General features: G+C 35.0%; 8 protein-coding genes. 2 read left to right on the top strand and 6 right to left on the bottom strand.

The window, feature by feature from the left end; all coding sequences use genetic code 11:
• Nucleotides 1-1,018 precede the first annotated feature (1,018 nt).
• Both BN1082_RS10205 and BN1082_RS10210 read right to left on the bottom strand, forming a co-directional pair.
• Nucleotides 1,019-3,115: an ATP-binding protein gene (locus BN1082_RS10205; protein ID WP_090633941.1), complete on the bottom strand. Its 2,097-nt coding sequence runs from the start codon at nt 3,113-3,115 to the stop codon at nt 1,019-1,021.
• A 526-nt stretch (nt 3,116-3,641) separates the two neighbouring features.
• Complete coding sequence (locus BN1082_RS10210; RefSeq protein ID WP_090633943.1) at nt 3,642-5,210, bottom strand: hypothetical protein; 1,569 nt, start codon at nt 5,208-5,210, stop codon at nt 3,642-3,644.
• A gap of 312 nt (nt 5,211-5,522) precedes the next feature.
• On the opposite strand from BN1082_RS10210, the gene BN1082_RS10215 reads away from it, so the two are divergent.
• Both BN1082_RS10215 and BN1082_RS10220 read left to right on the top strand, forming a co-directional pair.
• On the top strand, nt 5,523-6,263 hold the full coding sequence (locus BN1082_RS10215; protein ID WP_090633945.1) for a GntR family transcriptional regulator: 741 nt from the start codon (nt 5,523-5,525) through the stop codon (nt 6,261-6,263).
• 331 nt (nt 6,264-6,594) lie between these two features.
• On the top strand, nt 6,595-7,983 hold the full coding sequence (locus tag BN1082_RS10220) for an MFS transporter (protein WP_090633947.1): 1,389 nt from the start codon (nt 6,595-6,597) through the stop codon (nt 7,981-7,983).
• A 329-nt stretch (nt 7,984-8,312) separates the two neighbouring features.
• On the opposite strand, the gene BN1082_RS10225 is transcribed toward BN1082_RS10220, so the two are convergent.
• From BN1082_RS10225 to BN1082_RS10240, 4 genes are all read right to left on the bottom strand, one after another.
• Nucleotides 8,313-8,750: an OsmC family protein gene (locus tag BN1082_RS10225; protein WP_425412147.1), complete on the bottom strand. Its 438-nt coding sequence runs from the start codon at nt 8,748-8,750 to the stop codon at nt 8,313-8,315.
• 929 nt (nt 8,751-9,679) lie between these two features.
• On the bottom strand, nt 9,680-11,323 hold the full coding sequence (locus tag BN1082_RS10230; protein WP_342666638.1) for an amidohydrolase: 1,644 nt from the start codon (nt 11,321-11,323) through the stop codon (nt 9,680-9,682).
• 222 nt (nt 11,324-11,545) lie between these two features.
• Nucleotides 11,546-12,952, bottom strand: coding sequence for an MATE family efflux transporter (locus BN1082_RS10235; RefSeq protein WP_090633951.1), 1,407 nt, complete (start codon nt 12,950-12,952; stop codon nt 11,546-11,548).
• A 149-nt stretch (nt 12,953-13,101) separates the two neighbouring features.
• Nucleotides 13,102-14,388: an NAD(P)/FAD-dependent oxidoreductase gene (locus BN1082_RS10240; protein ID WP_090633953.1), complete on the bottom strand. Its 1,287-nt coding sequence runs from the start codon at nt 14,386-14,388 to the stop codon at nt 13,102-13,104.
• Nucleotides 14,389-14,562: the final 174 nt, after the last annotated feature.

Below are 14,562 nucleotides of genomic sequence, written 5' to 3' on the forward strand. Positions count from 1 at the left end.
TTTTTATCCGACCTAGAGTCGGATATTTTTTTGACCTTAAAACTCTAATTTCTATGTTTTAAATACAAAGAAAAGGGACTATTGTTAAAGTAAAAAATACTTCTGCTACAGTCTCCGTTATTCTTTTAACTATTAATTATATAGTTTTATTTCGGATGCCCCTTTGCTCTCTTTAATGCGTAATCTCATAGGAAGTAGGTGCTAATTATCTTTTATACATTATTAATGATTTAGTCATCATTTGTTCATTTCTAGGGTTTATTATGAATATATGAAAAGGACATGATTTTTTCATAGCCTTCCATCCCCCTTTTATATATATTTTTTTATCCGGCCTAGTGCCGGATATTTTTTTACCCTTAAAACTTTAATTTCTTTGTGTGAAATACAAAGAAAATTTTCAACAAAGTTAGCCCTTTACTCTCTTTAATGCGTAATCTCATAGGAAGTAGCTGCTAATTATCTTTTATACATTATTAATGATTTATTCATCATTTGTTCATTTCTAGGGTTTATTATGAATATATGAAAAGGACATGATCTTTTCATAGCATTCCATCCCCCATTTATATATATTTTTTTATCCGTCCTAGTGCCGGATATTTTTTTGCCCTTAAAACTCTAATTTCTATGTTTTATATACAGGGCTGTTTAAACTTGCCTGTTGATTTGCGCTCCAGGCGCTTCGCTTTCCGCGGGCGTTCCGGGGAGCCTCCTCGGCCCCGTACTCCCGCAGAAGTCTCGCGCCTTCCGCTCCAATCAACAAAGTTTCAAAAATCAACAATGACCTTTAACACAGCCAAATACAAAGAAAAGAGACTATAGCAAAAGTAAAAAATACTTCTGGTACAGTCCCGTTATTCTTTTAACTATTAATTATATAGTTTTATTTCGGATGCTGAAGCAAATCCACCGTATCCTGAAACTATTCAAGCTTTACGTATTGAGCATCTACTTTACTGAAGCTTGCATTCTTATGAATAAAATGGCTGATGCCAATAAAAGCAACTACAATGAATTATTTAGGTACAAAGTGCGAATTAAATTTAACAAAAAAAGTAGTGCCTTCTCGTCCAGTTTGAATTTCAATTTTTGCGTTATGTCGAGCAGCAATGGCATAACTTACACCTAATCCTAAACCCGTTCCTTTTTCCTTTGTAGTGAAGAATGGAGTACCTAATTTTTCTAATATTTCAGGCCTAATCCCTTCTCCTTCATCTTGCACTGCAAGAGTCACCCAATCATCTTCCTTGTAGGTTCTTAGTGTTAAAACTTTTCCTTCATTCATTGCTTCTAAGCCATTACGGTATAGGTTAATAATTAATTGGCGTATCTCATTCCGATTCAAAAGTAATTCTGGAATGTCGTTCGTCTCTATTTTTATCTCTTTATTTTGGTTAAACGCATCAACTTTAATTAATTGGGCTATATCATGTAAGATTGCATTTAAATCTAATTTCTGTAAATCTGATGTTCTTGTATTGCTCATAGAAAGGAATTCTGTAATGATAGAATTCGCACGGTCAAGTTCTTCAATCATTACATTCAAGTGATGTTTGTACTTCTTAAATTCAACCTCTTCATTTAAAATCTGCAAAAATCCCCGTACCGTTGTCATGGGATTTCTTATTTCATGACTGATTCCGGCAGCCATTTGGGCGATTAACTCTAGCCCAGATAGCCTTTTCATTTCCTTCTCATATTTCTTTTTTTCTGTTATATCCTTAATCAGACTACAAATCCCTTCGTCATACGGATAAGCAACAATTTCATACCAACTATCCGTATTGGGACAGTGAATTTCGAAATGTACGGGTAACCTTTCTAGCATAACCTTATGAAATTCTTGATATAAGACTGTATCAACGAATTCCGGGTATACTCCCCATATATTCTTGCCTAATACGTCTTTTGATGTTTTATTCAGAGGTAAAAAAAGATTCTTATTTAAATAAGTAACTCTCCAATCTTTACTTAATGCAATGAATCCATCTGTAATACTTTCAATTACACTCAAATTTTTCTCGTTAGCAATGGTTAGTTCCTTTGTCCGCTCTTCTATCATGTTTTCAAGTTGGTTCATATTCAATAAGCTGGATATCGTACAAGTCGTGGCTTCAACGATAGATTGCGCCAGCTGGATTTGTGAACTAGTGTAAATGAGATCTTTTCCGTCCATATTGACAACTAAAATGACCCCTAAAACCTCATCCATTGAAACTAAAGGAATCATAAATAGACCCTTTATAGCATATTTAAGGCAAATATCATGGTTCAGTCTTTCATCTGCAAATACATTTGGGATGAAAATTGCTCTTTTTGTTTTAATAACCTGTTGCCTTAATGCATCATAACTTTGATCCATCTTTATCTGTTTACATATCTCTAACCAGTTTTCGTTTGATCTATCCCTATGTAAGTTCGCATGTTTAATACTTCTATCTGCGATAGGATTCAGGAAGTGGACATCTAAATTATAGTTGTCCATAACCTTTCCTAAATAGAAAAAACATGTTTGGAGACTTTCTTGCATCGAGGAGCACATAGAAAGATCACGAGTAACATCAAGAAGCAGCTGCTTTTCTGAAAGAAGTTTTTCCTTTTGCGTTAAATAATTCGCATTTCGAATAGCAACTGCAGCCATATTCACATAAGCCTCAACACTTTGAATTGCTGATTCTGTTAAGTTCATAGCAATTCCAACATCAAACAAATAAACCAAACCATATAACTCTTGCTCAAATGTGATCGGTAAAGCTAACATCGATTTAATTTGAAATGCTTTAATCGGTATAGGATTGGGTCGATGATCCTTTGAAGTATCAGGGATGTAAATGGTACTTTTTGTTTCAATAAGTTCTCTTGCCAATAAATCCATTTTAGGGTCAATCACCTGCGTATCAAGTGTCCAACCATTAATCATTTCCGGCTTTCCAACATACCCTCTGAACGTGCCATCTCCTTGTGGCAAATAAATACCTACAGAATCACATTGGACTATTTCTTCAGATATTGCAGTCGTTACATACTCCAGCACATCACGTAATTCTAGCCTCGTATTAATCAATTTTGTTATATTTGCAAGACGGGAATACCTTGTTTGGTCATTTAACATCCACACTAACCCCAATCGCTTGGTATAATCTGTTTTTGTCGCAGTAAGAATTCTGACTAAGTAATGTGTCTAATTCAATCTGAACAAAACAGACTATTCTTCATCCTTTTTGGTATACGATCTTATTATTCTTATTTTACATTAGTTTACATGGGAATTAACACTCCAAAAAAAAGTTCATTTACTTATGGTGCGGTTCACTGGAACGTTGGAACTACAGGAAGCCGTGTTCCACTACCATCTTTCCATAATTTAGTTGATTCCACAATATCTTTTTTCCTCAGTTTGAGTGACAAATACACATATTGAAAATTTTAATGAATTTTTGAAAGCGCATTAATTTCCATAGAAAAATAAGTTATAATTTTTGCCCTTACAACTCCAATTTCTATGTTTTAAATACAAAGAAAAGGGACTATTGCAAAAGTAAAAAATACTTCTGCTACAGTCCCTGTTAATCTTTCAACTATTAATTTAATAGTCTTATTACTAAAGCTGAAGCAAATCCACCAGCAAACAATAAGTTTTACAAACTTTTCTCTTTATAAAGTAAGAATTTAGTTGGCACTCTTTCCACATATTGCTCTTGTTGAGCAACCAAACGATAGTTTTCATTAAGGTAAGGAACGTTGACCTGATCTACATCCGTTGCTGGATCAACTCTTAATACAACAAATTTAATTTTTTTCTCTTTTATATAGCGATTTTGCTCATCCATATTTTCAGGATAAATATCATAGTTAACGTTTTGTCTTTCAAAATAGCGGATATTCGGTACAATATTTGCTGTTAAGTAAAATCCTCCATCTAAAGAGCCATAATTTAATAATGTTGGATTAGGTTCTTGATGCATTATTTTAGCAAATGTTTCTTGCGCAAGGGGCTCCTTTTGATAGAACTTCGAAGATTTCATATTAAAATTATAACTAAAGCAAAGAAAAATTGTTGTGATCGCCATCGCTAATAGAGCAAACCATTTACTATTATTAAACCTATTAATTCGGGATTGAATATTAGCATTTTGAATAAAATGACCAATCGCTATCAATCCAAACAATCCTAGAGGGGTAATGATAAGAAAATAGTATGGATAACCTTTACCACCAATATACACTCCTACTATTAAGAAAACTACAGTACTTAAAAACAACCATTTTTGACTTTTGTCTTTATAATATTTCCATGTAAACATAAAATCAATTAAACCAATAATAATCATCATTCTACTTTCAAAATTATCATTAAATGCATCTCCGAAAGTAAACGCAAAATTGATGAGTTTTTCAGTTATACCAACTTGTTCTGAATACGTACCAAGATTAAATTTGAAATACACATCTATCAAATCTTTAATTGCATGATTCATACCAAAATAGATAACCCATGGAATACTTGCAAGAACTAGCCCCACGAACGTGTAAATAATTGCATTCAACAAATCTTTCCATCTTTTATTACCTATACAAATGAACAAAATCGCAAGATAGAATCCGATCCAGGGTCCGACAAGGGTAAATTTAATCCAAAATACACACCCAATCATAATCCCATTTAAAAGAAAAATTGATCGTTTAAAAAGAGAATCAGAGTCATACTTAAAATATTTAAATATTATATACAGAAGAGTCATTAAGAAAGGAATCGAAAACTCTTCAGCACTATCCCCAAAACGAAATGCATGTTGATTTAGTATTAATATCGGGAAAAAAATAGATATAATAGCCGAAGGCATCCAATTCAAATAAAGACGAGAAATCTTGAAGGCTAAAATAAGATTCACAAACATTGCAAGACTTTCCAATATGTATACGCCATAAAAAGTTGAATGGGAAAACAAGTAAGCTAATGCATGCAAACCATATAACAAAGGCCCCTTTTGTTCAAAAAGATCTTTATAAGGCACTAGTCCATTAGCCATACCTTTTCCAACTGTAAAAAATGCATTAGAATCTACCCACTCACTTAATACAAAAAACGGAGAAGTTTGCGTAAAAAACAACATAATAAAAAAGGCATAAAAAAATAAAAAAATATTTAGTTTTTCAAATGATAGTTTACTTGTCCTGAGCTCATTAACCCTAACTGACTTTTTCATATCTTTGAAGTTTTCCCCTCATTCATTTAATAAAATTATGTCTTTCATCTTCCATAAAGTCACCCCAATTAATAGTAAAATTGGGAAAAACCATTTATATCATATCAAATAAGCTGCATCAATAATAGTGCGACTTTTTACCTACACATCTTTCTTCTTAAGTTTGGGTGACAAATACACCTAGTGTAAATTATAATGAATTTTTGAAAGCGCATTAATTTCCATAGAAAAATAAGTTATAATAGAACAAAAATAATAATCTACTATAAAAAGAGAGAAACAGAGTTAGAAAAACTATAGGGGAATAAGAAAATGCACAATAATCTTCAAGTACTCAATAAACCGAAAAAACCGCTATTCGTCATTGTGTATGACCAATTGTATAAATTAATCATGGATGGAACATTTCCTCCCGACAGCCAGCTTCCAACAGAACCCGAATTGGCCAAAATATTTGGTGTCAGCCGAATGACATTGAGACATGCTTTGGCACTATTGCAGGAAGATGGATTGGTTAAGAATATCCATGGAAAAGGAAATTTCATTACAAAATTTCATCATAATGAAAGTATCGATGGCTTGGAGAAGTTGGGGAATCCCTTATATAAATGTTATTCGGCAAAAATAGACGATATCGAACTTAATTTCCGAATTGACCTAGTATCTGACTATGCAATGCAAGTATTAGATCAACAAATGACTGCAGTTGTTGCGTTGGAACGCTGGTATAAAAATCACGATAAGATAGTAGCTTATGCTTTTACCATGATGCCAATTGAATCCGTTTCCAAATTAAATCTTGACTTACATAACGAGAAGCAAGTCTTGGAAATGTTGGAGGAGAAAGTATATGAACTTGCTAATTCCTCTACAATTGAAATTAAACGTTCTAATTCCGTTAATACTCCATCATTAAAATACCAAATTTTCTATGGAGAGGAATGTGATTTAATTTTAGAAAGTGTCTATATCAGCGATAAATACCCTGTGGTTTATAATAAATACTATATACCAACAGAATTTAGTCAAATCAAAATTAAAACATCTAAATAAGCGCATAATCACTTAGAATCCTCCATTATTAGGTAAAGTTCTATGTATAATTTGGAAGCGGTGTATTTCATATGAAATACACCGCTTTTTTGTTACAAAAAAGACAAATTTTCAAAGAAAAATAAGTTGTACGCAAAGGAAAGGTATGATATCCTTTTCATTGTCCAAATTCATACAAGTATTTAGACAACTATACAATATTGTATAAATCAGAAGGTTATCATACATTATCATGAAAACGCAAACAATAAGTAAGTTGTTTTTTGTTATTCATGCAAACGCTTCCTAGTAAACAACACGAAAAGGATAACAAAAGGAGAGGAATATAGCTATGTCTACAATAAATGCAGATGCAAGTATGATGAAAGCTCAGGAATATAGTGCTAAGAAAGCAGTACCTGTTATTTTACTGTTATTTCTATTATGTTTGGTAATTGACAATTCGTTTAAAATAGTTTCTGTTGATATGGCAAAGGATTTTCACATTTCTGCGACAGTGGTTAGCTGGCAAGCAACCCTAGCTGGTCTTGTGGTTGGAATTGGGGCAGTCGTTTACGCAGCATTGGCGGATTCCATTAGTATCAGAAAACTTTTTGCCGTTGGTATAATTTTAATATGTGTCGGTTCAGTCATGGGGTATATTTTTCAACACTCGTTTTTACTAGTTGTTATCTCACGAATTATCCAAACTGCAGGTCTAGCATCAGCTGAAACATTATATGTTATATTTGTAACAAAACATTTACCTGCTAATGAACAAAGGAAATTTTTAGGATTAAGTACAAGCAGTTTTGCTCTTTCACAGCTTATAGGTGCATTAACTGGCGGTTTCGTTTCCACCTATTTCCATTGGACAACTTTGTTCTTACTTCCTTTAGTAACACTTTTCACCCTTCCTTTTATTTTAAAATATCTTCCTAAGGAAGAGGGAAAAAACAGTAATATAGATGTATTAGGATTATTTCTAGTTGGAAGCATTGCAGCATCGCTAATACTATATATCACCAATTTCAATTGGATTTATCTTCTCTTGTTTATTGTTGCAACTATCTTGTTCCTTGCTTATATCAGCAAGAACTCAAAAGCTTTTATCGGAATATCATTCTTTCAAAATAAGCGGTTTATCTCATTGCTTGGAGTTGCTTTTGTAATTTATTCTGTACAGTTAGCATATATTTTCTTATTTCCATTCTTGATTGAAAAGATCTATGGTTTGCAGCTAGATACGGTTTCACTATTATTGATTCCAGGCTATATAGCAGCTACTATAGTCGGGGCTCTTTCTGGAAAAATTGCGAAGGTCTTGGGAAACAAGCAATGTATTACGATCGCTATGTCTCTCATAATAGTCAGCCTACTATTAGGCGGATTCTTTGTAAAAACTTCTGTTGTTGTATTCGTGATTTCCATGATCTTATTCTCTAGTTCATTTGCGTTCATGTATGCACCTTTACTTGATTCTTGCATTTGTACGATTGAAAAAGAAAAAACAGGAACAGCAATCGGATTTTATAATTTAACGCTTAATATCGCTATGTCGATCGGAGTTGCCTATACAGCAGCAATGATGGACCATCCCGCAATGCGAAAAAATTTCCTAGGGATTATAAGCAATGTGGATGCTTCCGTGTTTAGTAATATCCTATTCGTTCTTGTACTCATTACCCTTTTCAGTTTATCTCTGTACTGGGGATTAGTAGGACGAAAAGAAACAAAATAGATGGTGGTTTTCCAAGTTGGACAAGCTGTCCACTAGTTAACTATTCATATTGAAATTGATTGTAAGATAACCTTAAAACGATTATTTCATGTTAGAACCCTAAGAAGTTTAGGGTTCTTTTTTTATTGAATGGTTCTGGTAAAATAATGGTTCTTGGTGACCAATTTCTAGAAATAGAACCCATACTGGTCACCAATAAGGGCTCTTGTTGACCGATTTCTAGAATTAAGCACCAAACAGTTTACCAAAGGAATCTAGATAAAATTCACATTACCATATTAAATAAACTAAGATGGATAATCCATCTTAGTCTACAAAAAATACTTATCCTATTTTTTATACCAGTTCGATTCTATTCTAACACCTGCATCTTTTAATAAATTATAAACAGGACATCTTTTTTCTACTTCTTCTTTTAATTCCTCAATCCGAGAATCATGCTCGTGAGTTCTAATGGCAACGTCAAAATTAACACTTTGAAAATGTGGTGAAACCCCTTCAACTCCCATGAGTCCTTGTAAATCTAGTGTCGCATCATTTTCAAAATCTACCCCTTGATATGAAAAATTCTTTTCTTTAGATATTAACCCAATCATAACTGAAGTACAGCTAGACAATGCAGCTAATACATATTCAACAGGATTTGGTCCTTCATCTGTGCCACCTAGACTTTTAGGCTCATCAACTATGAATCTTGGAAAATTTCTAATTGAAATTGAAGTTTTTAAGGCCTCTTCCCACTTTCCACTTGTTTTTACCTTTAACATATTTTTCGTAAACACAAAGCCACCCCCTAATTCATAGTAAATTGATAGGTTTTATTATAAAATAAATATTCTAAATTGTAAATTTATTTTCACGTTTTATTCATCTACAAAATTCCACAATTTCCCCACAATACAACATAGTAAAATCTGCAACCACTGTTCTTACATAAAGCCCAATAAGCTATTTAAACGAAAACGGCGGCCTCCATTTTATGAAGGCCGCCCTTGTTTTTCCTTTTGATTGAATCTATAGCTTACATCATCCACATATAAATCAATTGAATTGCTGTTGTCATTTTTTGTAACAATTTGGATTGTCTAACCTTTGTAATTTAGTGGCTGCAGCTATTCTGAACTCACCGTGCCGACAGTTCCGCCGCCTATACTTTCGGATGATCAATTTATATCGCGATAAACTACCAAAAATAGAGGTAAAAGGAGAAAACGGTAGTTTATAGAGGCAATAAGCGACCGAAATCTGAATGAAATCGAAAAAACGATCGCTTATAAAGGTTCTAAACCCTTTTTGGACAACACTGTTGATTTTAATTTTTGAGTTAATAAGCAACAATGATTTATAACATAGCCATTGAATTATAAAGGCAGAAATATATACCTTATTTACCTATAGTAAAGTTCTCCGATTGTTACCAAAGAACCATAGAAAAAATTTACATTACCATCATTAATAAACTAAGAGGGATAATCCATCTTAGTTTATAAAAAATACGTATACAATTTTTTATATCAGTTCGATTCTATTCAACAGGACATCTTCTTTATCCCGCATTAACGGGCAATAAGCCCCCACCCCATCTCAAGATTAAGATAAGCCAATAAGATAGTTGGGAGGATAACTGCCTCTAAAAGCCCGATTGGTTCAACTAACTATCAGTGGGGGATGAAGATAACTCCCATTGATGGAAGTTTCACTTAATAACTTGCATCTCATTTTGAAAAACGATAGCACCATCAACCATAGTTAAGACTACTCGAACATCTGGAATGTCTTCAACTGGGATTTCAAAAAGGTTTCTGTCTAAAACAACAAGATCTGCCAGTTTGCCAACTTCAAGTGTGCCCAGTTCTTTTTCTCTAAATGATCCATAGGCAGGGGATAACGTATAATCTCTCAACACTTCGGGTAGGGAAAGACGCTCCTGTGGATTAAATCCTTCTGACGGCGTTCCATCATACCCCATTCTTGTTAGCGCCCGATAAATGCCTAACATCGGATTTAATTGTGCAATTGGGTAATCAGTACCTAAAGCCAACAATGCACCTGAATCCTTTAACGTTTTCATTGCAAAAACAAAGGGCTCACGTTCCGGTCCAATGTATGATATATAATTTTGCCGTTGCTCCTCATTAAAACCCAAATGTTCTGGCTGCATAGATGCGATTACCCCAAGCTTTTTGAAACGAGCACTATCATCTGGATGAATAACCTCTACATGTTCAATACAATGTCTTGAATCTCGCTTCCCATTGATTTTCTGTGCTTCCTCAAAAGCATCCAAAGCCAGGCGAATAGCACCGTCACCTATCGCATGAAGGCGGATCTGAAAGCCTTCTCGATCAGCCTCTATGATCCATTTTTTAAGCGTATCTGGAGGCAAGACTGTTTCTCCAGAGGTTTCTGGCTTATCTGCATAAGGTTCAAGTAAACAAGCAGTATATCCGCTTATTACTCCATCAACAAATTGTTTCAGCCCAGAAACTTGAAGCTTGCTTGATGTATACGTATCACGTAATTGTTTCGCATTCTCCAAATCATCGTTTAGAGGAGGTGAAAGATGAATCCTAGCTGTTAATTCCCCATTTTTATCTAAATCAGCAAACAACTTATAATCCTGTAATTTTTCCATAGCGGGGGATCCATACAAGTCATTTACCGACGTTACTCCCAGCAAAGCCGTCTGTTCGAGGAAATTTTTCATCATTCGAATAAGGCGTTCCTTTGAAAAATTGAATGCATGATAGGTCACGAGCGCATTCGCAGTCTCATACAAAATACCCGTTGGTTCTCCGTTTTCATCTTTTGCAATGATCCCGTGGGGTGGATTGTCTGTATTTCGATTAATATTGGCAATTTCAAGAGCTTTGCTATTTACCCAGACATAATGCCCTTCCATATGAAAGAGAAGGACAGGACGATCCGGGAGTACGCGATCGAGTGTAGCTCGATTTGGAAGCCGATTGTTGTCCCAACTTCTCTGATCCCAAGAAAAACCAATAATCCATGGATCATCTGGTCTTGAATTTGCAAAATCAAGTACCATTTTTATCGTATCTTCTTCTGAAGATGCATCAGCTAAAAAGACACTCTCTTCTGCAAGACTTCCCATTAACATATGCAAGTGAAAATCATGAAAGCCAGCCATAATCATTTGATCGGAAAAATGATGTATTTTCGTATTAAGGCCAATAAACGCATTGATTTCCTTTTCAGAACCAATGGCTGCAATCTTATTATTAATAATGGCAATATAAGCAGGGATTGGCTTATCCGTAAGGCCTGTAAAAACAGCATTACTAGAGAGAATGATGTCGGCTTTTTGGTTCATTTTCATTAGGATTTATCTCCTTTTCACTTTACTATTCTGAATGCCCTATATATTAAATAGCGCAGAATCAGTCAACTGCTTAGCACTAGATGACGCTCCTAATTTCACATTACCTCAAATTGATCTCAGAACTCATTTTATCATTTTTATTCAAAATATTCAGATAATTATTTCCATAAAAAACTTAATAATCCTCTCTCATTCTAGTAATTTTGAAGAATTAATTGATCACGCTAGTTTTGTTTCTTTCAATCGCTTAAACTCTTTTCTAATAAAATAAATAGCAATGAGAACACCTGGAATTTCCGAAGCTGGCCCCGAATACCATATTCCATCAACACCCCAAAATTTAGGGAAAATAAACATAAATGGAAATGTGAATAATAACATTTTGCTAACGTTAATAAACGATGCGGTCCAGTTTTTCTCTTGTGCTTCGAAATATCCGGCAATAAGCAAGGTAACGGCATTTAATGTAAACATGCAGTTAAATACAGTTGTCGTCCAGATGCCAAGTTTCTGTAAATCAGGATTTCCACCAGAGAAAAACGACATAATTGGATCTGCAAAATAGATCAAGATTACAGTCAATATCACGAATAAGGTAACCGTGAAGAAGAGTCCCATTTTAATCGCTTGCTTAACGCGGTCAAAGTTTCCCGCACCGTAATTGTAACTAATGATTGGTTGAAGTCCTGTCATTCCACCGAGAGCTATAAACGCAAGCAGATTCGTAATATAACCATTTTGAATGGTGAAAGCGGCAACGTGCATCCCGCCCCCGTAGCTTTGCAGTAAGTTGTTGAAGAAAATAATCGCAAAAAACATCATAAACTGACTCGAGAAAGATGCAAATCCTGTCCATGCCACTTCACCAATTGTCTTTAGTTTTATTTTCATGTCTTTCCACTTAGGTTTAAGATTTGTTTTACCGAACCAAAAATAGAAAATTAGCAAAACAGGGACCGATTGCGCAACCGTGTTCGCCCATGAAGAGCCCATCATACCCATGTGATACTTCACTACTAAAATCCATTCTAGAGTCGCTGCAACTGCCGATGCGACTAACCAACTGCTCATTGATAATACAGGTTTTTCATCGATATTGGTTAAAATACTTAGTACAACGGCCAATATCGCTACTGGCAATGAAATCCATAATAGACGACTGTATTTCACCGCATATGGAAGCGATTCATTACTTGCTCCGAATAAGGTCATAAGTTGATTTTCAAAAACCAATCCAAGTACAGCTAGCAAAATGGAGATGAAAAGAGTAAACCATAAGGTTTGTCCCATAATCTCTCTAGCTTCTTTGATCTTTCCTTTTCCAAGTCGAAGTGAAATGACCGCTCCGGCTCCGATACCAAAAAGAACGCCAAGCATACGGGAAATTACCATGACTGTAAATCCAATTCCGATCCCTTCGACTTCCACCGCCTGAAAGTTACTGACGAAATAGCCATCGACAACCGATACAACTCCTAGAATCGCATTCGCCATAATTCCTGCCAAAGCAAACCGTAAATATAGTAACGGAATACTTTTGGTTCCCAGCACTGAATCATGCACTGGCTTATTCGTTACTTCTACTTGTTCTATCTCCGGTGACTGACGGTTGTCGACTATTTCCATAAGCATATCCCCCTATAAAAAATTTTTGCAGCAAGTTAAGCCAATATTAATTGGCATACCAGCCTACAGGTTTGGCAAGCTGGACTCTTAATGTAATTTAAAACCTCATTTTATAAAGAATGAACGGCTATTGATAACACCGCTGGGCTTTACGCGATAATATCTAACAGTTTAAAACCAATATGTGCAATATTGACCAGCATAGTTTTCTGGTTATAAAACGGGAAAGATTTGAGGCGTTCCTTTTCAAATCGATATCCACCGGCACTTCCTGTAACGATCCATTGTGCTAATAACTTACCGAACAATGTCGAAAGAGAAGCGCCGTGACCCGTATAACCCGCTGCAAAATATGCGCCTTCTTTGGTTCTTCCGATAACCGGGAATTGATCAATTGTAACTCCTATAAATCCACCCCAACGGTAGTCCATTTTGCTTCCCGCCAGTCTCGGCATCAATTTAATCATCGCATTGTAAACTTTTTGATACACGCCATCACCTAAATTTGGACGAATATCGCCACCTCCAAATACGATTCGATTTTCTGGTGTACGACGGAAATAGTAAAGGAAACTACTCGTATCAAAAACCATGCGATCATTAGGAATAACGGTATTCAACAATGATTCTGGAAGCTGTTCAGTTGCTATAATACGTGCTGAAATTGGCAGTACGCCTTGGTTAAGTTCATTCATTATTTTTCCAGAGTAGGCATCTGTAGCGACAATAATGTCTTTCGCAGTAACAGCACCTTTTTCTGTTAAAACTTTGACACTGTTTTGACCGTACTCAATAGATAATACTTTAGAATGCTCAAAAATTCTTGCACCGATCGATTTAGCTGCTTCTGCCAGCCCAATTGCATAATTAAGCGGCTGGAATGAGTAACTCGAGTCATCAACTAAACAACCATGATAAATAGGGGAATCGATCTCTATATGCAATTGACTTCGATCGAGTACTCTTGATTCGTACCCGAAATGTTTGTTTAAGTATTCACTTTCAAGTTTCAATTCTTCAAAATGCTTGGCTTTGTAGGCAACTACAATGTGACCTGTATTTCTAAAGTCACAGTTGATTTGATGCTCATCAATTATCTTTTTAACTAGTTCAATACTAATTAAGGAAAGATCGTTTAGTAGTTTTGCCTCGTCCTGACCATACTTTTTGACAAGCTCTTGCATAGTTGGTTTATAGCCTGGCAATACCATTCCGCCATTACGACCGCTAGCTCCGTATCCAACCGTTTCTTGCTCTAGGACAATGACATTTTTCCCTAATTTTTGCAAGTGAAAAGCAGAGGAAAGACCTGTGAAACCTGCACCAATAACAACAACATCCGTCTCTTCATTTCCTTCTAAAGTTCTTCCTTTCTCGTAACTGTTTGCAGTTGCTTTCCATAGTGAAAGAGTATCCATTCGATCCATCTTATCCATTCCTTCTTCTTTTTTATTTGAAAGAAAATTACTAAATTTTCATATTACCACTCTTTATCTCCTATTATCGAATCCAACTCTTTCCTTCTGAAACCGTTTCCAAAATTAGTTTCTGTTCATTAACCGTTATAATCTCACCATTAACAAACGCATTATTCAGTCATTCCTCATCCC

It is taken from the genome of Neobacillus massiliamazoniensis, assembly GCF_001048695.1.
GTDB classification, from domain to species: domain Bacteria; phylum Bacillota; class Bacilli; order Bacillales; family Cytobacillaceae; genus Neobacillus; species Neobacillus massiliamazoniensis.

Coding starts and splice junctions, on each gene's coding strand:
- BN1082_RS10205 (WP_090633941.1), bottom strand. CDS start 3,115: ATGTTAAATGACCAAACAAGGTATTCCCGTCTTGCAAATATAACAAAA.
- BN1082_RS10230 (WP_342666638.1), bottom strand. CDS start 11,323: ATGAAAATGAACCAAAAAGCCGACATCATTCTCTCTAGTAATGCTGTT.
- BN1082_RS10215 (WP_090633945.1), top strand. CDS start 5,523: ATGCACAATAATCTTCAAGTACTCAATAAACCGAAAAAACCGCTATTC.
- BN1082_RS10240 (WP_090633953.1), bottom strand. CDS start 14,388: ATGGATAAGATGGATCGAATGGATACTCTTTCACTATGGAAAGCAACT.
- BN1082_RS10210 (WP_090633943.1), bottom strand. CDS start 5,210: ATGAAAAAGTCAGTTAGGGTTAATGAGCTCAGGACAAGTAAACTATCA.
- BN1082_RS10235 (WP_090633951.1), bottom strand. CDS start 12,952: ATGGAAATAGTCGACAACCGTCAGTCACCGGAGATAGAACAAGTAGAA.
- BN1082_RS10220 (WP_090633947.1), top strand. CDS start 6,595: ATGTCTACAATAAATGCAGATGCAAGTATGATGAAAGCTCAGGAATAT.
- BN1082_RS10225 (WP_425412147.1), bottom strand. CDS start 8,750: ATGTTAAAGGTAAAAACAAGTGGAAAGTGGGAAGAGGCCTTAAAAACT.